This window comes from Amphibacillus marinus (genome assembly GCF_900110345.1).
GTDB classification, from domain to species: Bacteria; Bacillota; Bacilli; order Bacillales; family Amphibacillaceae; genus Amphibacillus_D; species Amphibacillus_D marinus.
The window spans coordinates 67016-93542 of sequence record NZ_FODJ01000013.1 but is presented as its reverse complement, the minus strand read 5'-3'; the positions used below and the strand labels follow the sequence as shown (position 1 = coordinate 93542).

Annotated in this window: 26 protein-coding genes and 2 other annotated features; of the genes, 22 read left to right on the top strand and 4 right to left on the bottom strand. The window is 38.8% G+C overall.

All coding sequences use genetic code 11. The features are described from left to right. Positions 1-271 precede the first annotated feature (271 nt). The 15 genes from BM000_RS14935 (at position 272) to BM000_RS14865 (ending at position 14426) form a co-directional block, all read left to right on the top strand. The gene (locus BM000_RS14935) at positions 272-658 is read left to right on the top strand and encodes a cytosolic protein (RefSeq protein ID WP_091499934.1); all 387 of its coding nucleotides are present in this window, start codon (positions 272-274) and stop codon (positions 656-658) included. Between the two features lie 70 nt (positions 659-728). Continuing rightward, positions 729-1187, top strand: coding sequence for a transcriptional regulator NrdR (nrdR, locus tag BM000_RS14930; RefSeq protein WP_091499932.1), 459 nt, complete (start codon positions 729-731; stop codon positions 1185-1187). 71 nt (positions 1188-1258) lie between these two features. Then, the gene (locus BM000_RS14925) at positions 1259-2605 is read left to right on the top strand and encodes a replication initiation and membrane attachment family protein (protein ID WP_091499931.1); all 1347 of its coding nucleotides are present in this window, start codon (positions 1259-1261) and stop codon (positions 2603-2605) included. Between the two features lie 21 nt (positions 2606-2626). Then, positions 2627-3559, top strand: coding sequence for a primosomal protein DnaI (gene dnaI, locus BM000_RS14920; RefSeq protein WP_091499929.1), 933 nt, complete (start codon positions 2627-2629; stop codon positions 3557-3559). Between the two features lie 291 nt (positions 3560-3850). Then, positions 3851-4639, top strand: a complete 789-nt coding sequence (gene ytxC / locus BM000_RS14915) for a sporulation protein YtxC (RefSeq protein WP_091499928.1) — start codon at positions 3851-3853, stop codon at positions 4637-4639. A gap of 121 nt (positions 4640-4760) precedes the next feature. Further along, positions 4761-4999 (top strand) — a binding site (T-box leader). 85 nt (positions 5000-5084) lie between these two features. Beyond that, the gene (gene thrS / locus BM000_RS14910) at positions 5085-7037 is read left to right on the top strand and encodes a threonine--tRNA ligase (protein ID WP_091499926.1); all 1953 of its coding nucleotides are present in this window, start codon (positions 5085-5087) and stop codon (positions 7035-7037) included. A gap of 72 nt (positions 7038-7109) precedes the next feature. Then, positions 7110-7439, top strand: a complete 330-nt coding sequence (locus BM000_RS14905; RefSeq protein ID WP_091499925.1) for a hypothetical protein — start codon at positions 7110-7112, stop codon at positions 7437-7439. Between the two features lie 51 nt (positions 7440-7490). Beyond that, positions 7491-7618: a sequence feature (ribosomal protein L20 leader region), on the top strand. A 157-nt stretch (positions 7619-7775) separates the two neighbouring features. Beyond that, entirely contained in the window at positions 7776-8279 is a 504-nt protein-coding gene (infC, locus tag BM000_RS14900) for a translation initiation factor IF-3 (protein ID WP_143063947.1), read from the top strand. 35 nt (positions 8280-8314) lie between these two features. Next, complete coding sequence (gene rpmI / locus BM000_RS14895) at positions 8315-8509, top strand: 50S ribosomal protein L35 (RefSeq protein WP_091499921.1); 195 nt, start codon at positions 8315-8317, stop codon at positions 8507-8509. A gap of 43 nt (positions 8510-8552) precedes the next feature. After that, positions 8553-8912 (top strand): 50S ribosomal protein L20, encoded by a 360-nt coding sequence (gene rplT, locus BM000_RS14890; RefSeq protein ID WP_091499919.1) that lies wholly within the window; start codon positions 8553-8555, stop codon positions 8910-8912. Positions 8913-9022: 110 nt separating this feature from the next. Then, positions 9023-9313, top strand: coding sequence for a DUF1294 domain-containing protein (locus BM000_RS14885; protein WP_091499918.1), 291 nt, complete (start codon positions 9023-9025; stop codon positions 9311-9313). A gap of 32 nt (positions 9314-9345) precedes the next feature. Continuing rightward, positions 9346-9909 carry a TVP38/TMEM64 family protein gene (locus tag BM000_RS14880; protein ID WP_091499916.1) on the top strand — a complete coding sequence of 188 codons (564 nt, stop codon included), beginning with the start codon at positions 9346-9348 and terminating at the stop codon, positions 9907-9909. Between the two features lie 18 nt (positions 9910-9927). After that, complete coding sequence (locus BM000_RS14875) at positions 9928-10413, top strand: dUTP diphosphatase (RefSeq protein WP_091499915.1); 486 nt, start codon at positions 9928-9930, stop codon at positions 10411-10413. Between the two features lie 562 nt (positions 10414-10975). Next, positions 10976-12052, top strand: coding sequence for a M42 family metallopeptidase (locus BM000_RS14870; protein ID WP_091499914.1), 1077 nt, complete (start codon positions 10976-10978; stop codon positions 12050-12052). Positions 12053-12248: 196 nt separating this feature from the next. Then, positions 12249-14426, top strand: a complete 2178-nt coding sequence (locus BM000_RS14865; RefSeq protein WP_091499913.1) for a type IA DNA topoisomerase — start codon at positions 12249-12251, stop codon at positions 14424-14426. 30 nt (positions 14427-14456) lie between these two features. Here the strand turns inward: BM000_RS14865 and BM000_RS14860 are convergent, their stop codons facing one another. Together BM000_RS14860 and sspI are read right to left on the bottom strand one after the other, a co-directional pair. Continuing rightward, positions 14457-15068: a lytic transglycosylase domain-containing protein gene (locus BM000_RS14860; RefSeq protein ID WP_091499912.1), complete on the bottom strand. Its 612-nt coding sequence runs from the start codon at positions 15066-15068 to the stop codon at positions 14457-14459. A 160-nt stretch (positions 15069-15228) separates the two neighbouring features. Beyond that, the gene (gene sspI, locus BM000_RS14855; RefSeq protein ID WP_091499911.1) at positions 15229-15447 is read right to left on the bottom strand and encodes a small acid-soluble spore protein SspI; all 219 of its coding nucleotides are present in this window, start codon (positions 15445-15447) and stop codon (positions 15229-15231) included. Positions 15448-15512: 65 nt separating this feature from the next. Between sspI and BM000_RS14850 the strand changes: the two genes are divergently transcribed. Beyond that, positions 15513-16289: a TrmH family RNA methyltransferase gene (locus BM000_RS14850; protein WP_245751697.1), complete on the top strand. Its 777-nt coding sequence runs from the start codon at positions 15513-15515 to the stop codon at positions 16287-16289. A gap of 711 nt (positions 16290-17000) precedes the next feature. Here BM000_RS14850 and BM000_RS14845 read toward each other — a convergent pair. Further along, positions 17001-19640 carry a leucine-rich repeat domain-containing protein gene (locus BM000_RS14845; protein WP_091499909.1) on the bottom strand — a complete coding sequence of 880 codons (2640 nt, stop codon included), beginning with the start codon at positions 19638-19640 and terminating at the stop codon, positions 17001-17003. Positions 19641-20212: 572 nt separating this feature from the next. Here BM000_RS14845 and pheS point away from each other — a divergent pair. The 4 genes from pheS to BM000_RS14825 all read left to right on the top strand — a co-directional run bounded on the left by pheS (position 20213) and on the right by BM000_RS14825 (position 24541). After that, a complete protein-coding gene (gene pheS, locus BM000_RS14840; RefSeq protein WP_091499908.1) occupies positions 20213-21247 on the top strand; it encodes a phenylalanine--tRNA ligase subunit alpha in 1035 nt (344 codons plus the stop codon). Positions 21248-21259: 12 nt separating this feature from the next. After that, a complete protein-coding gene (pheT, locus tag BM000_RS14835) occupies positions 21260-23686 on the top strand; it encodes a phenylalanine--tRNA ligase subunit beta (protein WP_091499907.1) in 2427 nt (808 codons plus the stop codon). Positions 23687-23971: 285 nt separating this feature from the next. Then, the gene (locus tag BM000_RS14830) at positions 23972-24181 is read left to right on the top strand and encodes a hypothetical protein (RefSeq protein WP_091499906.1); all 210 of its coding nucleotides are present in this window, start codon (positions 23972-23974) and stop codon (positions 24179-24181) included. A 21-nt stretch (positions 24182-24202) separates the two neighbouring features. Then, the gene (locus BM000_RS14825; protein ID WP_091499905.1) at positions 24203-24541 is read left to right on the top strand and encodes a hypothetical protein; all 339 of its coding nucleotides are present in this window, start codon (positions 24203-24205) and stop codon (positions 24539-24541) included. Positions 24542-24657: 116 nt separating this feature from the next. Here the strand turns inward: BM000_RS14825 and rnhC are convergent, their stop codons facing one another. Beyond that, complete coding sequence (gene rnhC, locus BM000_RS14820) at positions 24658-25590, bottom strand: ribonuclease HIII (RefSeq protein WP_091499904.1); 933 nt, start codon at positions 25588-25590, stop codon at positions 24658-24660. 121 nt (positions 25591-25711) lie between these two features. Between rnhC and zapA the strand changes: the two genes are divergently transcribed. Together zapA and BM000_RS14810 are read left to right on the top strand one after the other, a co-directional pair. Further along, a complete protein-coding gene (gene zapA, locus BM000_RS14815) occupies positions 25712-25975 on the top strand; it encodes a cell division protein ZapA (RefSeq protein WP_091499903.1) in 264 nt (87 codons plus the stop codon). Between the two features lie 4 nt (positions 25976-25979). Further along, a complete protein-coding gene (locus BM000_RS14810) occupies positions 25980-26522 on the top strand; it encodes a CvpA family protein (protein WP_091499902.1) in 543 nt (180 codons plus the stop codon). Positions 26523-26527: the final 5 nt, after the last annotated feature.

The following is a 26527-nucleotide window of genomic DNA, read 5'->3' as shown; positions in this document are numbered from 1 at the left end:
TAATTTGCTCGTTTTGTTTTTTGAAAAAGAAGTTATTTTGCTTCTAGTTTGATAAAAGTAAACCAGTTTAGTGACCAGAATTAACTACATGCTCATGGTTGTGGTAATTATTGCTTCCATTACAGTAATAGTAAACGCATCTGAGCCGCTTTATTTAAATATAGCAGAGAACTTTCGCATTGTTATCGTTTTCTTGTCCAAAACATGTTAAAATATAAGGTGGAATTGGACTTTTTTGTCGATAGTAAATTTAGATTAATGGGGTGTCGTAATGGGCTTTAAAGAAACCTTTAATAAATATTTTAATAATCATTCAGAAACTTTGGAAAAACACTGGGATCCAAATTTGCGTAGTAAGTATTATAAAACGACGAAGGATAAAGCACTTGATGTAGTGACACAGTATTTCAAAAGAAAACCAGGCTGTGAGGTTATGGCTACCTCTAAAGACCATGGTGAAATAACGATCAATTTCAAAGGTAAAAGAAAAGCCTTTGTCATTGTGACCATTATTATGGTGAGGCCGTTACAGACAGCAGTTGATTTTTCAGTTACTACAGAAGGAAGCTTGTTTGACCTTGGATTTAGTCATAACCTGATTACAAAGTTCTATCAAGAGCTTAAGTCTGAAATGACACCATTAGACCGAGTGAATTAGTATACACAGGCGTCTTATAGACTTAATAAACAGCAGGGAAATTTAACTTTCTAAGGGGGAATAAACATAAATGAGATGTCCAAACTGTCAAGATAAAAATACTCGTGTATTAGATTCAAGACCAATTGAGGGTGGCGACGCCATTCGCAGACGTCGCGAATGTGAAGCGTGTAATTACCGCTTTACCACCTTTGAACGGATTGAAGAGATTCCCCTGGTTGTTGTAAAAAAAGAAGGAATTCGAGAAGCATTTAGTCGAGAAAAGCTAATTAGAGGTTTAATTAAAGCCTGCGAGAAGCGACCCGTTTCTTTAGAACGACTTGAGAACTTAGCGTTGTCTGTCGAGAAAGAGTTGCGTAGTCGTGGCACCTCAGAGGTTGAAAGTAATGAAGTAGGCGAATTAGTTATGGATGGCTTAGCTAATATTGATGAAGTTGCATATGTGCGCTTTGCCTCTGTTTATCGACAGTTTAAAGATATTAATGTTTTTTTAGATGAATTAAAAGAGCTAATTAAACACTCAGATTAGAAAATGAGCCAGATTGGCTCTTTTTCATATGATGATTTATTTTATAGTAAACAGTAGGAAGGGGGATGACGATGCATCAATCAATTGGTAAACTATTACCTAGCGATGGCTATCAAATTATTGGTTCATACGTGTTACAAGCAGATCACTATCAAGCAATATACCAACTCTATCAGCCAATTATTGGGATGCATGCAACAGCCCTCTATATGACATTAATCCATATACCTAGCTCTAAACAGTTAGCCTCACATCATTATTTGATGCAACTATTAAATCAGCCACTAACGGAGATTTATCAAGCAAGACTTAAATGTGAAGCAATTGGCTTAATTAGGACCTACCAAAAGGATACGGACAACGATACTGTTTACCAATATAGCTTGAATTATCCCAGTATACCGGCTGACTTTTTAGCTGATGATTTGTTAAGTCAGCTGCTTTATCATCAAATTGGCGAAGACAAGTTTAATGTATTAGCGGGCTTGTATCAGGACAGCGCTAATGCTAAATTACAGGTAGGGCAAGAGGTAACGGTGCCCTTCACTGAAGTATTTCAGAATAGTTACCTTGGTTTGAGACAGTCAGATCAAGCTGTTACTTTTGACTCGCAGTCAAAGGGGGCGACACCTCAGCTAAGTAAGGATAGTGTCGATTGGTCATGGCTTGAGCAGTCCTTAGCTGCGCGGATGTTGCCATTAAATAAAGTATTATCTGAACATAATCGCAAGCTTATTCAGCAAATGGTTGCCCTCTATCAGCTATCTAACACACAAGTGGAGAAAGCGATCCAATGGTCAGTCACTAGTGAGCATGAACTTGATCGAGAAGAATTTAAGCAGGTTTGCTTTGACTTAGTTGGCACAGTTATTAGTGGCTCACTCAGTTATAATCGTCGTGAAAAAGCAATGATTACCCCTGTTGACAGCGAGAAGTCTAAGCAGGATCAATTTATTGAGCGAATGGAAGCAATTAGTCCTAAGGAATTACTAGAGGATCTTGCTAACGGAAACCAAGCCGCCAGCCAAGATTTAAAAATGATTGCAACCATTATGGATAACCAAGGTCTTAATCCGGGCGTAATGAATGTGCTTATTCATTACGTTATGTTAAAATCTGATATGAAGCTATCAAAATCTTATTTAGAAAAGATAGCAAGCCATTGGGCGCGTAAGAATGTCAAGACGGTTCAACAAGCAATGACTTTAGCTAAGTCAGAGCATAAAAAATATCAGGGTTGGCATACGGGTAAACCAACGACGAAAAACTACTCAAAATCAAACGGTCGCAAAGAGATTGTGCCCGACTGGTTTAAAAAGCAAAAGCAGGAACAGGCTAAACAACCAGCAGAATTAAAATCAGGATCCGGCGTAAATGCGGCTGAACTGTTAGCAGCTTTTAATAGTAAAAAAAATTAATAAATAAAGGTGGGTTAGCTGATGGAGTCGATTCAAGCATCACTAAAGAAATGGATGAAAGAAAAGCAATCTTTTCAAGATGTCTATCAAAATATGCGCAGTGAAATTTTAACTGATTCAGAGATTAAGCAGATCATCAATAAACATCCAGCATTAGACGATCGTGCAATTGACCGTCAGTTGATTAAGCTATATGAATATTACTCACAAAACAAGGACTGTGCGAATTGTCCTAAAGGCTGTGAGCATAATATTCTGCCAGGCTATAAACCGATTATCCATATTGAGGATGCTAATATTCATATTACTTATGAAAAATGTAAGTACACTAAGGTAAAAGAGATCCAAGCGCAGCGATCAGCATTAATTAAAAGTCTCTATATGCCAAAGGACATCCTAAAAGCCAGCATGGAGAATATTGATAGCAGGAGCTCTGAACGGCATCAAGCAATCGAGGAGATGGTGAACTATTTAAGTCAAGTAGACAATGAACTACCAAGTCAAGGTCTGTACTTTTACGGTCCGTTTGGTGTAGGTAAGACCTATTTTCTCGGTGCCATAGCTAATAAGTTGGCTGATCGTAACATTAGCTCGATGCTCATTTATATGCCCGAATTTGTTAGAGAAATAAAGTCATCATTTAAGGATGATTCTGTTGGGGAAAAGGTCGATCAATTTAAAAAAGTACCGGTGCTGATGATTGATGATATTGGGGCAGAATCCATTTCAGCTTGGTTTAGAGATGAGGTACTCGGTTCTATTTTACAGTATCGAATGATGGAAGGTTTGCCGGTTTTCTTTAGCTCAAATTATTCGCTTGAGCAGTTAGAGAAGCATTTATCAATGACTACTAGAGGTGATATTGAAGAGCTTAAAGCAGGACGTATTGTCGAACGGATTCGTCAGGTTAGTAAGCCGGTACCATTGAGTGGGAATAATAGAAGGAATGTCTAAGTTGAAGCAAGTTGGACAGGTTGAGGGCAAAGACTAGTGGTAGTAAGATTAACCTTTTAGCTAAGCCCAATAAAATGTCTGACATGCTTTTTTGGTTGGCTAATATTTGGTGTTAGTGAAGGGGATTTTTAATGAGGTATTATTTAATCATTAAAAACATTCACTGGCACCATTTGTTTGCCTCATCAAGAAAAGAACTGAGAAAAGTTAAGCTTAAACAAGATAATTAATCATTTTTTTCTGGACAACCCCATACAATGTAACAGTGTTAGAAGAGATGGGTGATGAAAAATGGTTAAAGTTAAATTTAAAAATGAAATGGATCAACATCTTCTAAGGATTAAACTTAGAGAGCAACAATTGATGTGGCGCATAGTTAACGATCAGGAAATCGAGATATTTGATCATGATGTTGAGCGGATATCACACTGGCTAGCAGAGCTGTTTTTCTATTATGATCTGCGCTCAACGTTAAAGGATCGACTCATTAATCACTATTATTATTATGATTTTAACGAAATTGACACAATTTTAGCGATTGCAGCGCAAATCCTGTTAACTGAGCAATATAAAGGTGTGAGCTTTTTGACAGATCTTTATGTCACTTATCAGAGTTACTTCAAGCTGGAGGACAAGAAAGACCTCTATGACTACGAATTAACAATTCAGCAGTTTTATCATCAAGCGGACTGGGTGATTGATGAAGTTGTTGCCCGTGCGATTGACGAGAAAAAGCAAGACGAAAGCTATCAAATCTTTCTGCAATCATTACGAGATTTCGTAAAGGAACGAGCACTTGGAGCTATTTGCTATTTAAAGCAAGACGCTGATCAACTTCGCATTTATCAAGATGGGGGTAAACGCTATCAAAATCATGAATTAGATCAACTCATCATGTCGACACCACTACATATCTATGATTTCTCCTATGATGATGAATGTTTATGTCCGTTACTTGCTCTGAATCCGAAGAACTTGTACATTTATAGTGATGCACAAACAGACCCCATATTAACAACGTTACAAAATGTTTTTGAAGAACGGGTCATTATTTGTCCTGAACATGCCTTTCCATACTAATTTAAGTTTAGTGGTTACTATGTAAAGACTGTAGGTAATCATCACGAAAATTGCGTTTAAAATATAAAAATAGACTTGCTTTTTATTTTTTAACCTTTTATAATACAAGGCATATCATATTTTAAAAGTATTGATGAGGACATGGTTATAGGAATGATGATCAATAGAGAGGGAAGTGTTGCTGAAAGCTTCCTGGTCAATTCACTTATAATTACCACCTCTGAACTCTACTTCTGAATTTTTTTCTTTTAAAAAACTAAGAGGTAGCGCCTCTCCCCGTTACGGAGCTAATGAAGCCAACTATTTGTTAAGAATGGTTGGGAACTAGGGTGGAACCACGAGCTAACGCTTGTCCCTTTGCGATTACGCAGAGGGATGAGCGTTTTTTTAATTGACGTCTTTGTGCGTAGCGAACGATTACAATTATAAAAGGAGTGAACGTAGTATGGCAGAGCAGTTAAACATCACATTTCCAGACGGTACAGTAAAAGGGTTTCCTGTTGGGACAACTGGTGAAGACATTGCCCAGTCGATCTCGCCAGGCTTACGGAAGCAGGCATTGGCGGTTAAACTGGATGACGTTTTTTACGATTTAAAAACACCGTTACCGGCTAATGGAGCCATTTCAATTATTACCAATAAACAGCCAGAGGGCATTGAGATTATGCGCCATTCAACCGCGCATTTAATGGCACAAGCCGTAAAGCGAATATATGGTGCTGAGGTTAAGCTAGGGGTCGGACCAACAATTGAGGATGGCTTCTATTACGATATCGACATGGCTGATGCCTTAACGCCAGAGGACTTACCGAAAATTGAAAAAGAGATGAAGCGGATCATTGATGAGAATGTATTAATTGAACGTCTAGAAGTCTCACGAGCAGAGGCTGAGCAACGCTTTAAAGCAATTGGTGATGACTTAAAGATAGAGCTACTTGAGGCAATTCCAGCTGATGAGAAGGTGACCATTTACGAGCAGGGTGAATTCTTTGACCTTTGTCGTGGCGTCCATGTCCCATCTACTAGCAAAATCAAAATCTTTAAGCTGCTCAGTATATCAGGTGCTTATTGGCGTGGTGATAGCAACAATAAGATGCTCCAGCGGATTTATGGTACAGCGTTTGCTAAGAAGGAAGATTTGGAGGAGTATTTACGGCTAAGAGAGGAAGCGAAAGAGCGTGATCACCGGAAGCTTGGTAAAGAGCTGAACCTCTTTACTGTTTCGCAAAAAGTCGGTCAAGGTCTACCACTTTGGTTACCAAAAGGGGCAACAATTCGTCGGAGCATTGAGCGGTACATTGTTGATCTCGAGGAAAGACTGGGTTACCAGCATGTTTATACACCAATTCTCGGTAATGTTGAACTGTATAAAACAAGTGGACACTGGGATCACTACAAGGATGATATGTTCCCAACGCTAGAGATGGATAATGAGGACCTTGTGCTCCGTCCGATGAACTGTCCTCACCATATGATGGTCTACAAAAACCAGCTGTATAGCTATCGTCATCTGCCTGTTCGGATCGCTGAGCTAGGCACGATGCATCGTCACGAAATGTCAGGCGCACTTGCTGGCTTACAACGCGTTCGAGCGATGACCTTGAATGATGCGCATATCTTTGCGCGACCAGATCAATTAAAGGATGAGTTTATCAGAGTCGTTGAACTCGTCCAAAACGTTTACCGTGACTTTGGCATTGACAATTATTATTTCCGCTTATCGTATCGTGATCCTGAGGACAAGGAAAAGTATGTCGATAACGATGAGATGTGGGAAAAAGCACAAGCAATGCTGAAGGAGACTATGGAGGAAATGGATCTTGACTACGTTGAGGCTGATGGCGAAGCGGCTTTTTACGGACCGAAGCTAGATGTTCAAGTCAAGACGGCATTAGGCAAAGATGAGACATTGTCGACAGTACAGCTTGATTTCCACTTACCGGAACGCTTTGATCTCACTTATGTTGGTGAGGATGGTAAGGATCATCGTCCTGTTGTGATTCACCGTGGTGTCGTGTCAACAATGGAGCGCTTTGTTGCATTTTTAATCGAAGAGTACAAGGGTGCCTTCCCGACCTGGTTAGCACCAGTTCAGGCAAGAATTATTCCTGTTTCTCCAGACGTGCATAGTGATTATGCGAAAAAAGTTGAAGATAAGCTAAGACTTGCAGGTATTCGTGTTGAGCTTGATCAACGTGATGAGAAGATTGGTTATAAGATCCGTGAAGCACAGACAGAGAAAGTCCCATTTGCTCTTGTTGTTGGCGACAAAGAGGTTGAAGATGAAGCTGTTAACGTTAGACGCTATGGTGAGCAGCAATCTGAAACAATTGCTTTAGATGCTTATATTTCTTTAATTAAGAAAGAAATTGATGAAAAAACAATGAGAAACAGCTAATAATAAAAGGGAACATGTGCTAATTTTTTTCTTTAGCGCATGTTCTGTTATTTTTGATTAAGAGGTGACATCATGACAGTAAAGAAGATTCTTTGTGAAAAATGCAATGACGAAATTCTAGGTATAGAAGAATTAGTAACAGACAACCACTTGTTTGACGTGGTGGCCTATCATGAACTCTGCTATGCAAGAGATATAAAAAGAGGAAAGGGCTTTTTCTTAGCTGGTCAACCAATTAATAGCGTAATGGGTAATTGTTCTTTTTTTCTAGCTGCACTAGCGTTTCTCGTTTCTTTCTTTATTGAAGGTATGTTTCCACTCTTTACTCTTGTGCTGGCGATCCCAATTAGCTATCGTGCTTATTCATACTTTATGTTCGAACGACCGTTAAAAAAGGGTTGACTTACCAAGCAATGCATGATAATATAGTTTGAGTGAAATTGAATATGATCTATCGACAAGTAGAGGCACCCGCTTCTCGCCTGAACGACACAGTAATGTAGTTGTCAGGTTAGCATAGGATTCTGAAATAATGACAGAATACGTGTGGGTGCATAAAGTACCGACACTTTTTTATTTTGCCCAGCAGATGAACGGTTTACCCATCAGACTGGGAATCGAACAGCAAGCTTGTCAGTTGACCATTGCAACGGTCATGTTGCTTTCAAATGAAAGCAGCAGGTCATAGTTCATGACGCTTTTAAAAAATCACGGAGGTGGATGATTATTAGCAAAGATATGAATGTCAATGAGAATATTCGCGCACGCGAGGTACGACTTATTGATTCTAATGGCGATCAACTTGGTGTTAAATCTCGTCAAGAGGCTTTGGAAATTGCCGGAAATCGCAATTTAGATTTAGTTCTTGTTGCGCCAACGGCCAAGCCGCCCGTATGTAGAATTATGGACTACGGTAAATACCGATTTGAGCAACAAAAGAAAGAGAAAGAAGCGCGTAAAAATCAAAAAATTATTAATGTCAAAGAGGTGCGCTTAAGCCCTGGCATTGAAGATCATGATTTTAATACCAAGCTAAAAAATGCACGCAAGTTTTTGGAAAAAGGAGACAAGGTTAAAGTCTCAATTCGTTTCCGTGGTCGTGCAATTACGCACAAAGATCTTGGAAGAAAAGTTCTTGAAAAGATGGCGGATGAATGTAAGGATTTATCAACTATCGAGCAAAGACCTAAAATGGACGGACGTAGCATGTTCTTAATGCTCGCCCCTATCAACGAAAAATAAGCTTTAATTCATATGCTTTTAAGGAGGAACAACTCATGCCAAAAATGAAAACACATAAAGGCACTCAAAAACGTTTTAAAAGAACAGGTTCTGGAAAGCTTAAACGCTCACATGCATACACAAGCCACATGTTTGCGAACAAGTCTCAAAAGCAAAAGCGTAAATTGCGTAAAAGCGCAGTCGTTTCTGCTGGGGACCAAAGACGTATTGATCAAATGTTACCAAGATAAGACATACTAATAGATTCGGTTAGATATATAGGAGGGAATTAAAATGGCACGTGTTAAAGGTGGAACAGTTACACGTAAGCGTCGTAAACGTTTATTAAAACTAGCAAAGGGTTACTATGGTTCAAAACATGCCCTATTTAAAGTAGCAAAGCAACAAGTATGGAAATCAGGTCAATATGCTTATCGTGATCGTAAGCAAAAGAAACGTGACTTCCGTAAATTATGGATTGCACGTATTAATGCAGCAGCACGTACAAATGATCTTTCATACAGCCGTTTAATGCACGGTTTGAAGTTGGCTGGTATTGAAGTTAACCGTAAGATGCTTGCAGAATTAGCACTTTCTGATCAACAAGCATTTACACAATTAACTGATCAAGCAAAAGCTGCTTTAAATAAATAAGCTTTTCAACGTTTAGAGTTGTTTTCTTAGTTAAGAGGACAACTCTTTTCATTATGCCAAATTCATGGTAAAGTTTAATCACTTAACAAATAGTCGTAAAAAGGTAGGCCATGAACATGATCATTACCTATATCATTATCATAAATATAATAGGATTACTGCTAATGCGGACAGATAAGCAGAGAGCGAAACAAAATAAATGGCGAATTTCTGAGCGAATGATTTGGACAATTAGCATTTTGGGTGGTTCACTAGGTGCGCTTACGGGTATGTATGGTTATCGGCACAAAACGAAGCATTTATCTTTTAAGCTAGGTTTGCCCCTGTTGTTAATTTGTCAGATCGTTATTGGACTGTGCTGGTACTTTGGGTTTAGCATAATCAGTGATTTTTTTTCATAAGTTGAAGAGATACGAAGGGAGGCGATGATAAAGTGGCACAAATAGAGTCTTATATTGAGTTAATTAGGAGCACACATTTTTTAATTGCACCTCTTGTGTTTATCTTACTACATGTCATCCGCCCAATTTTATTTATCCCTGTGTTAGTTATTTTTATTGCAGGAGGCTTAATTTTTGGCATTATTCCAGGGATTTTGCTATCTATTGTTGGGGTGATGTTATCAAGTGCTTTATTCTATCAGCTTGCCCGTATTATGCCAAATACAACTAGGCGTTTATCGAAAATGAAAGCAAAGGTTGTCGGTCAGGATGCTGAGCTATCAACTGGTCAAATTGCTATCCTCAGACTAATTCCTTTTATCCATTTTCATCTGTTATCTTTTCTAATCTATGAATCATCAGATCATTTTCGATCTTACATGGAGTCATCATTGTTTACGGTTATTCCAATGACAATTGTCTATACGACAATTGGCCAATCTATTACGAGCTTTTCGCCAATGACAACAGTCATATTAAGCATTAGCTTAGTGCCATTAATCTTTGTATTTAGAAAGAAGTCAAACGGCGTAAGTTTACGAGAATTCTTGAGATAATAAAGGAGCGCGTCGACATTGAACTGGAAACCATTATTTGAAATGCAACAGAAACTAGATCAATATATTCAAACTAACCATCACGTGACATCTGACCAGCTGTTTGAGCAAAAAATACTTGCCTTATTCGTAGAACTAGGCGAACTCGCTAATGAAACACGTTGCTTTAAGTTTTGGAGCTTAAAGCCAGCAAGCTCAGCAGAAGTTATTTTAGAAGAATATGTCGATGGTATTCATTTCATCCTTTCACTTGGTCTTGATCAAGGTTTTATTGTTGACCAAGTTGATCATTTACCATTTACCGGTGATTTAACCGATTTGTTTAATCAGCTTTATCGGGCCATTGATTATTTTAGGGATGATCAAACACAACCAAGCTACTTGACCGTATTCGGCTTATACCTGACATTAGCTGAGAATTTAGGTTTTGACGATCAGGCGATTCAAGCAGCCTATTTAGCAAAAAATGAAGTAAACTTTAAACGGCAGGACGAGCACTATTAAGAGGTGCTCGTTTTTTAGTTGCTAAAAATTTGTTAGAATTATGCGGATAATCCAGTTTTAGCGGAATCAGATATTTAAAAGAATACTAACAATGATAATGATAAGGACGATAATAATCATAAAACCAGGCTTACCGAAAAAGGCACGATCAAATTCATTTGGATTATTGTTTCTCATTGGCGTTCCTCCATCCCTCCTATTATCCACCTATATATTAACATAAAAAAAATAATAGTTACTAGTAGTTGTTAATTTTCCATACGAAGAAAATTATTCATTAATAAGTCAAGCATTAAGATTGACATATTAAAGTTATTAAATAGGGAAACAATTCATACCCTGGATAAGGGCAATCAGAAAACCTACACATTGCCAAAAGAGTACCTAGAATTAATGATGACATTTGCCCCATTAATATCCAAGAGGCTTTTTATCTGTATGATGAGGACGCCAAGTATTTATATGCTTTTCAAAGGATTTTTTTTTGCCACTAAATAAGCTCCCTTTATGATAATTGAGATTTACGTTATAATGGTATTTAGAAAAAGGAGGCCATACATAAATGAATGATAAATTAACTATGTTTAAGGAATTGACCGAGGCGAATGGCATCTCTGGTAACGAACGAGAAGCGCGTGAGGTGATGAAAAAGCATATCGAACCCTATGCAACAGAGGTGTTTACTGACCACTTAGGAAGCCTAATTGCTAAAAAAGTCGGTGATGAGAATGGTCCTAAGGTTATGGTTGCTGGCCACTTGGATGAGATTGGGCTAATGGTGACGCGGATAGATGATCAGGGCTTTTTATCCTTCCAAACCATTGGGGGTTGGTGGAATCAGGTAATGCTGGCCCAGCGCGTAACCGTAGCAACGAAGGAAGGCAATATCGTTGGTATTATTGGCTCTAAACCGCCTCATATTATGCCGGTGGAAGCTCGAAAAAAACCCTATGAAATAAAAGATATGTTTATTGACATTGGTGCGACAAGTAAAGAGGAAGCCGAATCGTTTGGGGTAAGACCAGGTGACTCAGTCATTCCTTACTTTGAATTTCAACCAATGAAGAATGATAAACTCTTGTTAGCAAAAGCTTGGGACAATCGGATTGGCTGTGCAGTAGCAATTGAAGTGCTAAAACAGCTAAAAGACGCAAAGCACCCTAACGTCGTTTATGGAGTCGGCACTGTTCAAGAAGAGGTTGGTCTGCGTGGTGCTAAAACAGCAGCACATGCCATTCAGCCTGATATTGGCTTTGCTGTAGATACCGGAATTGCTGGTGATACACCAGGGATTTCGGCAGCTGATGCAGATAGTAAGCTCGGTCAGGGTCCACAAATTGTTGTCTATGATCGCTCAATGATTTCGCATAAGGGTGTTCGTGATTTTGTCGTCAAAACAGCTGATCAGCATAATATTCCCTATCAATATGCGTCTATCGCTGCTGGCGGGACGGATAGTGGTTCGATTCATTTAACGGCAAATGGGGTACCAGCATTGTCCATTGGCATTGCGACCCGCTACATTCACTCCCATGCCGGAATTATTCATCAGGATGATTTCGATCATGCTGTAAAATTAATTGTTGAGGTCATTAAAGGCTTAGATAATACCACAGTTAGAGCAATTACATTTGATTAAACGATTTATGTAACCAGCTTGCTTTCATGGTTTTCGAACTAATGAAGGCAAGTTTTTTTAGTTTAGACAAACATTAGCTTATTTTACCGCCTGTTTAGCGTGATTTTAGTAAAGATAGACAATCCCGTTGAGACGATCGATAGTCTATGATAAGCTTTAGGAAGATTAGTAATCCTGTTGAGAACGGAGTAAAATGATGAAATTATTTGTTGCAGAAAAGCCATCAGTGGCTAAAAATATTGCGGAAGCTCTGGCTGTCTCGACAAAAAAAGATGGCTACTATGAAGGCAACGGCTATCTGGTAACCTGGGCGTTTGGTCACCTGCTTGAGCTTTATGATGCCAAGGACTATGATCAGAAGATGGCGCGCTGGAAGCTAGAGAACTTCCCATTTATTCCGACTGCATTTCAGTATAAGGTAAAGGCTAATCCTAGAAATCGCAAGCAGCGTGATGGTGGTGCCGTTAAGCAATTAAAAACAATCCATACTTTAATTAGACGGCAAGATGTTAAGGAAATTATCTCTGCCTGCGATTATGATCGAGAGGGTCAGCTAATTGGGGACAGTATTATTTACAAGAGTAAAACAAACAAGCCTGTTTTACGACTATTACTTAATGAATGGACACCTGCCGAAATTAAACGAGGGTTAGTAGAACTGAAGCCGAATCAAGAGCTACGGCCTTTGTTAAATGCCGGTCTAAGTCGACAATGGACCGATTGGCTAATCGGTATTAATTTAACCTCTGTCGCCACATTAAAATATCAAACTGGAAAAGGAAAAGTATTAAATATTGGCAGAGTACTTCTGCCGACTTTAAAAATAATTTATGACCGAGATCGAGAAATTAAAACGTTCCAACCAGAGCCTTATTACAAGCTAGCGGCTACTTTTCAACCAGAGGATAAGCAGAGCTATCAAGGGATTTATACAGAGGAAAAGGACAAATTTACGGATCAAGCGACTTTACAAGCCATTGAAAGTCAATTAAAGGATCAGCAAGCAGTCGTATCTGAAAAGCAAGTGAAACGCAAGAAGGAATACCCACCATCTCTATTTAATCTTTCTCAGCTCCAAGGCTATATCACGAGTCGTTTTCAAGGCTGGACGGCTGATAAGGTGTTGAAAGTCGCTCAATCACTCTATGAGAAAAAATACATTACCTACCCAAGGACCTCCAGCACAGCCCTTGATGAAAGCCTAGTTAAGAAAGCGGCGCAGGTGTTAGAGGTGCACAGCAAAGCGTTGCCATATCGGGATGAGATAAACTTTTTCAAAAACAAGCGCGTCTTTAATAATGCTAAGGTAGACAGCCATAGTGCCATCATCCCAACTTATCTGTTACCAAAGCGGCTCTCACAAGACGAGCAACGCGTTTACGAAGCAATTCGAAATCGATTTATTATGCAGTTTATGCCGATTGCTGAATATGATGAAACCATTATTAGGACAGAAATACCGAGTCTTGCACTTAAAGGCATATTTGTGACGAAGGGGCGGATTCAGCAGGTTGCGGGCTGGAAACAGGTTGAGCACATTGAAGTGAAGGATGTCCTTTTACCTGATCTGTACCAAGGTGAGGCAGCAGTGGTTACACAATCGGAGCTCTCTACTCATATGACAAAGCCACCCAAAAAGCATACTGAACGCACCTTGTTAAGTGTTATGGAGACCTGTGGCAAAGCATCCAAGCAGGAAGAGGAAGGCTTAGTTGAGGTGTTGAAGGGTTATAGTATTGGTACGCCAGCTACCCGAGCTGAAACAATAAAAAAGCTGATTGATATTAAGTATATTAAGCGTGTTAATAAACAGCTTGAATGCACAGCGCTAGGACAGCAATTAGTGCAGACTTTTCCAATCAAACAATTGTTTGATCTCAATTTCACTGGCCAGCTTGAAAAGTCACTTTATGATGTTGAAAGAAATCAATTATCGAAGCAGGCATTTCTTACCCAAATTTATCAATTCACCAAAGAATCAGTTGCCATTGTAAAAGAAGACCAGGCTAAGCCAATTAGAGTCCTATCACGTCCTAGCAAACAAGAGCCAAGCAAGAATGAACAGGTTGGTACATGTCCACTTTGCGATCATCCAATAATTGAAGGTAAGAAAGGGTTTGGTTGTAGCAACTGGCAGGCAGGATGTCAGTTTGTCATCTGGAAGCGTGATAAATTTCTAGCTAGCTTTAAAAAACAAGTGACTAAGACCATGGCAAAGCAACTCCTAGCCAAGGGTAAAGTGTTCGTCAAAGGGCTGAAGAGTAAGAATGGAAAGGTCTTTAGCGCTTATTTATCCTATCAGCAAAAGGCAGACAGTGACGTATTTAGTTGGGATCTGCAGTTTGAAGATGGCAAACAAGGAAAACGGCCATAAAAAAACGAGATCTACATGCTGATCTCGTTACTAGGCCTGATATTGCGTTAATACTTTTTTGACATAGTTTTGTGTTTCAGTAAACGGTGGAATGCCGTTATATTTATCGACATTACCCGGCCCGGCATTATAAGCAGCTAGTGCCAAAGTAGTGTTATTATTATAGCGATTTAGCATTTGACGTAAATATTTCGTCCCACCAAAAATATTTTGTTTAGCATTAAAGGAATCAGTTACCCCAAGCCCTTTAGCTGTTTGGGGCATAAGTTGCATGTAGCCTTCAGCGCCAGCTCGACTAACAGCATGCTGATTAAAGTTAGATTCCGTTTTAATAACTGAACGAATCAGTCGTTCATCAATTTGATAGGTCGCAGCAGCTTCCTTAATAATCGCATCAAGATCTTGTGCTACATTTGCCTGAACGGGTGTGGTAACAGCACTTGTCTGAGCTAATAATGATGGTCTGCCTTCAAGTATTTCTCGAATAGACAGCCCGGTCTCGATTGGATTTAACAAAGTGGGTGGTTGCATCTGTGTCATTAACAAGTCATTAAATAGCGCTGAGCTGTTTGAGCTACTTGGCAATCTAAGATTATCGGTTGTTTGCGCTTGAAGCATACTTTGAAATAAACGAATGTCCATCTGACTACTCCTTTAATTACATGACTATTGCCTTCTATTTTAAAGCAATAATCGACAAGGCGCAATATGAAAAAAGACACTTTATCGCAGGTTAGCTGACTGTAAACCCCACCACTAATTGAAGATTCACTTTATTTAAATAAAAGTGTCTTGTCATCAACTATGCACCAGCAGTTTGAACACCCTGCTCAAGAAGTTGCAAAATGCTATTCTTTTCGTTTTCGCCAGAATGCTTCCACACTAATTCGAAAAACACACCTAAGCCTGGGAGCATTTTTTCCTCACCATTTTGAATTGCATCAACGATCGTTGCTTCAAGTTCATCTTTACTATTATCAGACACATTCGCTAGAATAGCCTTTCTTAAATTAAGATCCATTTGATCACCTCATTTTAATTTAGTCGTTCTGAAAAATAGTTTGACCGGAATTGGGGTAAATATGTATGATTAAGAAAACAAATTGTTATAAAAGGATGAACGACATGATCACATCTGTTAAGAATGAAACGATTAAGAATATTGTCAAGCTGCAAAAAAAGAAATATCGCCAGCAGGAGCAGAAATTCCTATTAGAGGGTGAGCATCTTATAGAAGAAGCAATAAAAAGCAGCTGGGGAATTGAAACAGTTATTGTTGCTGAAGGGTTCACAACCCAACTTGAACTTGCGGACATAACCATTATTGAAGTGGCAAGCAATGTTTTTGAACATATGGCACAAACGAAGTCACCTCAAGGTATTCTGGCTGTTGTACATATGGAACAACTAGAACCTAAGCGGGTCAACCGCGTCGTTATGCTCGACGCCGTTCAGGACCCAGGCAATCTGGGCACCATAATTCGGACAGCAGATGCCGCTGGATTTGATTTAGTCATTCTTGGTGAGGGAACTGTTGACATCTATAATGATAAGGTAATTCGCTCCACGCAGGGGTCACTTTTTCATATTGCAATTACCCATGCCAATTTAGCTGAAAGTATTGCTAAGCATAAAGAACAAGGCTTTGTTGTTTGCGCCTCAACACTTGAGCAAGCACAGCCCATTCAATCATTACCACAAAGTGAAAAAATGGCGCTTATCGTGGGTAATGAAGGGAATGGTGTTCAACCGCAACATGTAGAGTTAGCCAACAAGCGTATTCATATTCCAATTATTGGTCAAGCGGAATCGTTAAATGTAAGTGTTGCGACGGGCATTATGTTATACCATATGATTTTATAATAATGAAAGTTGTTTTTTGAATCTCTAACAATTGAATGAATTTCATAATTGCTTATACTAGTTCTAAACACGAACATTAAGAGAGGGACTAGAATATTAACCCGCTCTGTCAGCTAATGGACTTGCTTTCACTCACCGGCACGAAAGCACGATCTTTTTTCACTCCTTATGTCGTGAAAATAGTGGCGCCCAAGCACCCAGCAGTCCCGTAGAATCCTATGGGACCAGTGCAGCTGAAGATCCACTTTGAGAATGTTAGATGAGTGTCGCGACATCATGTCGTAGCGTCTAGCTGACTCACATCCTCTGAGCCCAAAGCCGTGTCCATGGAAAGCGATGGGATTGCTGGGTGCGCTATGCTAACCATTATATTGATTATTAATACCTATCTAACCACATACAAGAAGAAATAAATATATTAAAATGTCCGTCTGGATAGCGTTTTAGTCGTGTGAAGGCTTTATATAATTTGCACTATACCATCCTAAACTTTAACTTTTAAAATATGGCACCCTGTTAATACTGGTAAATCATGATAGAATTCATAGCCGTGCAACCTGCTACCTTTCTTATTTCTCGACAAGTGGTGTATTACTTATTTTCATAATTGTGTCTGACCCTATCTTCATTATATTTAACCATAAAAAAACAGCTCCCTAAAGTTTCTTACTCAACTTTAGGGAGAAAGGGAACCGTACTAATAGTTTTAATTTATCTAGTGACTCTTGCTACTCTACGGTTTAAAATGATTGCACTTGCACCACCTAAACACAGCAATACCCCTATTAATAAGAATGCATAAAGATTTGTTGCTGTTTCCGGTAATCTTGTTGTACTGCCATTATTAGATGAAATTGGTTTGTTACTACTTTCTTCACTTTGCGCGGTATCATTACTGGACTTGTTTCCTGGTACATGATTATTGTTATTATCAGTTTTGATAATTTCAACGATAGTATTTGAAGTTGGGTCATTACCAGCAACTTCAAATACTGCAAATTTACTAAAGTGATTTGTAACAACTGTTACTTTACCACCATTATAAGATCCACCAATATTTTCCCAGACGCCTTTTTCTTCATTAAAATAAAATACTTTAAGATTATTTACATTTTGAGCTAAGCTCCTATCAACTTCAAAAGTTAATGTAATGCCTTGCTCAAACTGACTAATGACTTTAGAACCTTGTGTTATTTTAAACACAAAAGTTTTGCTTAAACTATTCTTTTCAGCTGCCTCCTCTATTACTTCGATCGTAATAGGGTCCTTTCCGTAAAGAAAAGCGGATATTGGAATGTTCACAGTAACGCCTGAACGATAAATAATAAGTGGTTTTCTGTTTTTAATAAGCATTTCCACCTGTTCAGTGTCTAATTTTGCAGCTTGTTTATTCTCTTGTTTGGATAAGTCGATGGATATAGATCCATCTTTTTTTATTTCATAGCCTTTACTTTCTGGGAATAGAGGTAATAGAGTTTCATGTTCAATTTGTTGATGTTGCTCATCTAGACCGTAAATTGCTACACCACGATCAAGGAAATATTGAATAGTTTCTTGATCATCAATAAAGTTGTCACTTAGGGATATTTGAACTAGTTTTTTAGCATCCTTTAATGCCTGAATATTAGTTAAATTATTACTTTGTATAAATAAGTACTGTAAGTTTTTAATTTTTGCCAATGGTTTTAAATCAGTAATAAAGTTCCATGATACATCTAAATCAACTAAATTGTCTAAATTACTTAAACTACTTACATCAGTTATGTTATTCATAATTAAGTCAAGTCGTTCTATTGACGTTAAATTTGCTAGAACGCTAATATCACTAACGTTGTTATTAGGAATACCAAGAAATTTAAGCTTGGTTAGTTTAGCCAGAGGACTAATATCGCTAATTTGACTGCTAGTTATGCGAATATATTCTAAATTAACTAAATTTTCCAGAGGACTAATATCACTAATTTGACTTTCGTAGAAATCAATTGATTTTAAGTTTACTAATTTTTGTAATGGTTGAATATCTTTAACATCATTATAATACATAATTAAAGTTTCTAACTTTGGTAAATTTGCTAAAACGGAAATGTCATTAAAATCAGTGCCACTTGCATCTAAGTATTTTAGCTTAACTAGTTTGGAAAGAAAATTTAAATCGTGTCCTTTAAGATAATTAACTGATAAAGCTTCTAAATCGGTAAACTGTTCAATAGGCGTTAAATCCTTGATAGAAGTACCACCTACATATAGTTCTTTTAAGTTGGGGAACGCTGACAATTCACTAATATCTGTTACCTTACTATTTTGAATGTTTAAGTATTCAAGCTTGTTTAAACTTGAAATGACCTCTAAATCTTTATAAGGATAATTCGAATGTAAGTTTAAATATTTGAGTCCCGTAAGCAATGGTAATGTACTAAAATCGTTAACAGTTGCCCATGATAAATCAAGATGACTTAAATTATTCGCATACTCTAAACCACCAAGGGAATGAACTGACTTATAAGAGATGTCAAGCTTTTCTAATTTATCCAAATCTTCTTCGGTAAGAACCCTACCTTTTATACCAAGATCGTTAGCGACTAAATCGTGTAAGGTTCCATCAGCAAATAGTCCTTTTGGTGCATTGGGTGTTAGACTATAGTTGACAAAAACGCCAATGTCAGTTAAATATTCAATTGTCTCTTCATCTGTTGAAAGAATGTTTTCTAAATTTAGTGATCTTAATTTTGTAAGGCTTCGAAACACAGATATATCGGAAATGGGATTCTCATTTAAGTTAACAGATTCTAAATTGCTCAAGTTTGATAGGACAAGAATATCAGTAATTCTATTCCTCTGTAAGGATAAATTTTCAAGATTTATGGCGTACTGCAGGCCATCTAAAGATTGGATTCCATAGTTCGGCACCCACAAGGATGTCAATTTCTCCATATCACGTTCAGTAATTGGTCGATCATTAATCTTTAGTTCACGAGCAATTGCATTTCTAAGTTCAGAGTCCTCAAAATGAACTGTTGGTGATTCAGAATCAATCGTTTTAGCCTGTGGCTCATTTGTAGTAATATTTTTTTCGTCAGACTCTTCTATCATTTCTTGATGATCATCGTCTTGAGTTGAATTAACTGATTCATCTAACTCTTTATTCTCAGAATAATCATGATCAACACTATCATTTTCTTCACGATCAGCTAATTCTTCTTCTGTTTGATCTATGCCTATAAATTGTTCATTATCTATCGTTTGATCAACATTATCAGTAGCATACACGATAGATTGAATTGGAGCGCTATAAAGTGAAAAAACAAGAAGAACAGCACATACTAAACGAACTAATTTTTTGGTGTTTTGCATTTTTCATCCTCCTATTTATGTATAAAGTACTACAAAATCATATATAAAGCGTTGATTTAAGTCAATGTTTTTTCCAGAAAAAAATATAAAAAAGTAATTTTATTGCAAATTAACTTATTTATCTTTAGGTGATAATACCTATTTAATTTCTTTAAAGTACTGAGTATGATTTTTTAAAAGAAAGAGTTGCATCTTCCCGCTTTGTTTTCTATAATAAGACAAAGATGAATATACCAAAAGCAATGAAAGAGTTAGTAAGCTTTTACAACACAATGACTGACAGGAACGCTCTGCCTCGACTGAAAGCAGACGCATTGTTAAAAGACTGAACCTTCACTCTGGAGCAGGCGCTTGGGACCTTAGTTACTATTTAACAGCTAAGTAAGAGCGTACCGGACACGATGTCCGTTATGAAAATGAAGTGGGCAAAGCATACTGGCTTTGTCAACAAGGGTGGTACCGCGATTAGATAGCCTCGTCCCTTTTTAGGGGATGGGGCTTTTTTGTATGTGCTAAACGTCATTTCCAGAGGCTTCGTGATGCGTTTGATTGATGAAAAGGAGGCAATTAATATGAAAGAAAAATTACAAGCATTAAGAGCTGAGGCGTTAACGCAGGTTGAGCAGGCGGAAACATTAAATGACCTTCAGCAAGTTCGTGTATCTTATTTAGGGAAAAAAGGCCCAATTACCGAGGTGCTCAGAGGGATGGGCCAGCTTTCAGCTGAGGAGCGACCTGTTCTTGGTGAGTTAGCCAACAAAGTTCGTGGTGAGATTGCTGAGGAACTCGATCGTAAAAAACAAGCGCTTGAAACGGCTGCCTTAAATGAACAACTTAAGACAGAGACGATTGATGTTACCTTACCAGGTCGCCCTGTTCAGGTGGGTGGCTCTCATTTACTTTCTGATATTGTAACTGAGATTGAAGATTTATTTATTGGAATGGGCTTTGAGGTGCGCGAAGGTCCTGAGGTTGAAACAGACTATTACAACTTTGAAGCATTAAATTTACCTAAAGGTCATCCAGCGCGTGACATGCAGGATTCATTTTACATTACTGAAGACCTGTTATTACGCACCCATACTTCTCCTGTTCAGGCAAGGACAATGGGGGAATATAAGGGCAATAAACCAGTCAAAATGATTTGCCCCGGTAAGGTGTATCGTCGTGATACTGATGATGCGACGCACTCGCACCAATTTACTCAAATAGAAGGTTTATACGTTGATAAAAATGTGCGTATGAGTGATTTAAAGGGCGTACTTAATCAGTTTGCCAAGCAATTTTTTGGTGAAGAACGTGAAATTCGCTTGCGGCCAAGCTTCTTCCCATTTACTGAGCCTTCTGTAGAAATGGACATTTCTTGTAAGGTCTGTCAAGGTAAGGGTTGCTCAGTTTGTAAGCAAACAGGCTGGATTGAGATTCTAGGTGGTGGTATGGTTCACCCATCTGTTCTTGAAATGGCCGGTTATGATCCGAATATTTATAGTGGCTTTGCCTTTGGGATGGGACCCGAGCGAATTGCCATGCTGAAATATGGTGTCGATGATATTCGTCACTTCTATACAAATGACATTCGATTCTTACAGCAATACCATCAGGTCTAAGGAGGGAACAAGATGCTTGTATCGTTAAATTGGTTAAAAAACTATGTGGATTTAGGTGGACATACACCAGAAGCACTTGCAGATAAGATTACCAAAACCGGGATTGAAGTTGAAAGTATTCGTTATATTGCGCCGAAAAGTGATCATGTTGTCGTCGGCTATGTCGAGTCATGTGAAAAGCACCCAAATGCAGATAAATTAAATTTATGTCAGGTGAATGTTGGTTCTGAAACACTACAAATTATTTGTGGCGCCCCTAATATTGCAGCAGGGCAAAAGGTGGCCGTTGCCAAACCTGGTGCCGTCCTTCCGGGGAATTTTAAAATTAAAAAAGCAAAGCTTCGTGGGGTTGAATCTAACGGCATGATTTGCTCCTTGCAGGAGTTAGGTGTAGCTGAGCAATACGTACCGAAGGAAAGTGTCGAGGGGATTTTTGTTTTTCCAGCTGATGTTGAGGTGGGTCATGACGTAAGTGATTATTTAAATCTAGATGATGCTATCTTAGAGTTAGGCTTAACGCCAAACCGATCAGATGCACTCAGTATGCTGGGCGTTGCTTATGAAGTAGCGGCAATATTAAATGAAACGGTTCAGTTACCAAGTGAGGAAATTGCACCAGTAGCAGAAAGTGCGACCGAGCTCGTCTCAATAAAAGTAGCAGTACCAGAGGATAATCCCTATTATGGCGCTTTTTTAATTAAGGATATTAAGGTTGGACCGGCTCCGTTATGGATGCGTAACTATTTAATAGCGGCTGGCATTCGTCCCATTAATAATGTTGTCGATATTACGAACTACGTCCTACTTGAATATGGTCAGCCGTTACATGCATTTGACTTTGATAAGTTTGGCTCAAGTCAGGTCGTTGTCCGTCGGGCATATGATCAGGAAAAGTTTGTTACACTAGATAATCAAACCCGGACGTTATCGCCTGAGCATCTGGTCGTCACCAATGGCTCAGAAGCAACAGCTTTAGCAGGTGTGATGGGTGGCGCTAATTCTGAGGTAACAGATATGACAACAACAGTATTGCTCGAGGCAGCCTATTTTGCTGGAAGCAGAGTCCGCACAGCTGCAAAGGACCACCAATTACGCAGTGAGTCGAGCACCAGATTTGAAAAGGGTGTTGATCCAGATCGGGTAAAACGTGCTGGATATAGAGCGGCACAGTTACTGGCTAAGTATGCGAATGGGACCATTTTAGCGGGCGTGTCTGAGTTTGATCAACTCGATCGTTCCGAAAAGCAGGTAACCATCACAACAAGTCGTGTTAATGATCGACTTGGTACCGAAATTACTGACGATGAGATTAAGATCATTTTAACCAAGCTTGCATTCTCCTTTGAACAGGACGGGGAGACATTTGTTGTTACCATTCCGACTAGACGTCAGGATATTACGATTTTTGAGGATATGTTAGAAGAGATTGCCCGTATTTACGGCTATGATAATCTTGCGTATACGTTACCACAAGGTGCGCAACAAGCGGGGCGGTTAACTGATCACCAGTTATTAAAGCGTTATGTGAAGCAATACTTCCAAAGTGCTGGCCTATCAGAGGCAATTACCTATTCACTTACAACAGCAGAGCGGGCAGGTATGCTGGTAAGCCCAGAGATTGCTCAGACTAAGCAGGGCTCGGTTAGACTGTCGATGCCAATGAGTGAAGAGCATAGCACACTAAGATTAAGTATTTTACCAGAAATGCTCGCCTCGTTATCCTATAACCAAGCGCGTAAGCAGCAAAATCTAGGGTTCTATGAATGTGGCAGTATTTTTGTTACGACAGAAGAGCAAATTTCTGCCCAACCCGATGAAAAGCTGCGAGCGAGTGGGGCGATTACCGGGAGATGGCTCAGCCATCCTTGGCAACAAGAAGCAAAAGAGGTTGATTTTTACGTCATCAAGGGAATTGTCGAAGGGCTAATTGAGCGACTCGGCTATACGGCTAACTATCGCCAAATGGAAATGCCTGACATGCACCCTGGTCGAACAGCTCAAGTATGCATTGGGGAGGTACCAGTTGGCTTTATTGGCCAATTGCATCCAACTGTGCAAAAGAGCTTTGATCTAAAGGATACGTATGTATTTGATCTTGATTTAGACTATCTCTTCATGATGTACAACGACGAGCCAAGCTTTGCGAAGATCCCACGCTTTCCATCAATTTCAAGAGATATTGCCCTTGTTGTAGATGAAGCGGTGCCTGCTGGTGCGATTGAGCAAACGGTCCGTCAAGCAGCTGGCGCACTTTTAAAGAGCATTCATGTATTTGATGTCTATCAGGGTGACCACTTGGCTACTGGAATGAAATCACTTGCCTTTAGCTTACTGTACCTTGATCCAGAGCGTACCTTAACCGATGATGAAGTAGAAGCATCCTACCAAGCCATTCTAACCGCTGTTCAAGACCACCATCAGGCTGAATTAAGAGGTTAACTAACAAGACTAGCAAGGAGTAATTACTCTCTGCTAGTCTGTTTTTATGGTTGGTAAATTGATATTTTTGGAAAATTACAGTATGATAATTGTAAGAATCTAAACATACAAGAGAGGTGTAAAAGTGAAATCAATTTATCGGAAGCTTGCTGTCGTAATTATGTTAGTTTAATAATAATAGCAGGTGGTTATTACGTTTATCTGACTAAGCTTACTTTCAATGAAACCAATGTTATTGTTAGAGAGGTAGACGTAAGTGAGGATACTTTTAAGCTAAATGGCTTTTTGCTCTATTCAGCAAGTGGTTTCTCGCATGTTAAATATGAATTAGATAACGATCAGCTTGTCATTGAGTTGAAATACAATCGTTTAACAAGTAAGGAAAATCCAACCGGAGATTTCAGAATTTCGATTGAAGACGATTTTTCTGAGGTTAACCAGGTATTTATTAAAGGTGAACAGGAAGCTGATTTAGTGGAGATCTGGTCAAGGTGATAAGTCTATTGGACTTGTTAAATGGGCAAAGACTTATGTTATGATGGTAATAGTATTGCCAATAAAGAAGGAGGTTTTACTATCCACTCATCCAGAAATGGATTCTACGTAGGTGCTGCTCATGCAAGTATCGGTATTCTTGTAGGGATGATCCTGATCGTGTTTTTTCTTAACGTTGATGTTTCACGATATCGACTTTTGTTGGCACCAGGCTTGTTTCTTTTTGTTCTGTACCTTTATCAATATGTCCGGTCTTTAGAAAAGAAAGCAGGCTATCCCGTTAAAGTGCGTAGAGTTGGCACAATAAGCTATCTGTCAATTTGTCTTCTATTTGTTATTTGGTTTTTCCTTATGTATTAGTATTAGAACTCGCCTACTAGGTGGCGAGTTCTTTGTTTGCAGTCTTGCTGGTACATTACAGAGGAGCCCACTTTTTTTAAAAAACTGCTTTTATGCTGTTAATCCAACCACCTCACTTATTTCTTTAAGTAGGCAAATGCTTTTGCCGTATTGGCAAAGTGGACCTTGGCTACTTGGTCTAAGTACGTCTTTCCTTTTTGGCGGATGACGCGACTCGCTACTTGGTCAACCTTTGCCGATGCCCCTTTTGGTAGTGTGAATTCAACCTGATTACTTAGTAAATCCATTTGCTTGACAAAGCTTGCACGCGCAATAATTGAGGCTGTTGCGACGGCAATTGAATGGCTCTCTGCTTTAGTGACGAAATAGGTTGACTTCGGTAACGTCTTTTGTTCTGACTTTAAATGCTTCATGTAGATATTAGGCAGGCAAAATTGGTCAATTAAAATACCATCAGGCTGCTCAGGGGCTATTTTTTTTCGCACATTTTCAATTGCGGTATGATGAAGCATTGTTTTCATTTTACCCTGCGTCCAGCCTTTAGCTTGAAGCTGGTTATACTTCGGATTATGTAAAATAACAAGTGAGTATGGAATATCTAACAAAAGTATTTGCTGAGCAATTTGTTGAATCGAAGCATCCGTTAGGTTTTTGGAATCGCGTACCCCGAGCTCTTTAAGGAGTTCAATTTGATCTGCCTTTACATATGCCGCTGCAACAGTGATCGGGCCAAAATAATCACCGGTACCTGCTTCGTCAGATCCAATTAATGATTGACGATAGAGCGAAGGTTCGGGTGAATAGGGGTGTTGCGTTGAAGCTGATTTTGGCTTAGTTTGCCCAGTTGAAAGGTTGCCCCATTTACTGGCCTCCATCTCAGGGTTCGCCCCTTGAAATAAAACTTTGCCAGATTTATAACCAGTAATCGTAATACCAGCCTTTTTAGCTGAAAACGCCGCACCAGGTGGGGGATTCCTTAGTTCGTTTTGATAATTGTCTTTCATTTTTGTTAATGTTTGATCGGTAACCTGTACAACGATTTGTCCCATGGTTTCTCCTTTCATGATCATTTCCTTCATTATAGCAAGAAAACTATTAAGAGAATAGTTTCCTAAATCAACCGGTTCATGTTAAGATAAATATTAGGATTTGATAGAAAGGGGAATTAGTGTGTCCCAAGCAAAAAAAACACGGACCGTGGTTGAAATATATGGTCGAAAATACACCATTATTGGTGATGAAGATATTCACCATACGCGCGTTGTTGCCAGTATGGTCGATGAGAAGATGCGTGATATTTATCAAAATAATAAAAGTTTAGATACAACACGATTAGCTGTTCTAACAGCTGTAAATGCTGTCAATGACTATGTTAAATTAACAGAACAATACAACGAGTTATTACAAAAAATAGAAGAGAAAGAGGATTACTAGACCGATGTTAGATATTATTATTATTGCTTTATTGGTTTTTGGAGTATTTAGAGGTTTAAAGCGTGGGTTAGTCCTGCAAGTTTTTCATTTTATTAGTTTTTTCGTAGCCTTTATTGTCGCTGTGAATTTTTACAATAGCTTGGCTGGTCATTTAGAAATGCTTATCCCTTATCCGCGCATATCTGGCGAGCAATGGGCTTTCTTTAATGATACGTTACCTTTGGAAAATGCTTATTACAATATGATTGCTTTTGCTGTGCTGTTCTTTGGTACAAAGATCATATTAAGCATTATCAGCTCAATGCTTGATTTTGTAGCGGATTTACCGATATTGAGCGCAATTAATGGACTATTGGGTGCTGTTTTTGGCTTTGTTGAGCAATACCTTGTGCTATTCGTCCTTATTTTTATTGCTTCACTTCTACCTGTTGCGCAGGTGCAATCTGTCCTGGAACAGTCAAACCTTGCTGCTTTCATGATTGATCAGACACCGGTGCTTTCAGAACAGGTTAGAACATTATGGTTTGAGCATATGATTAATGGCTAACCCTT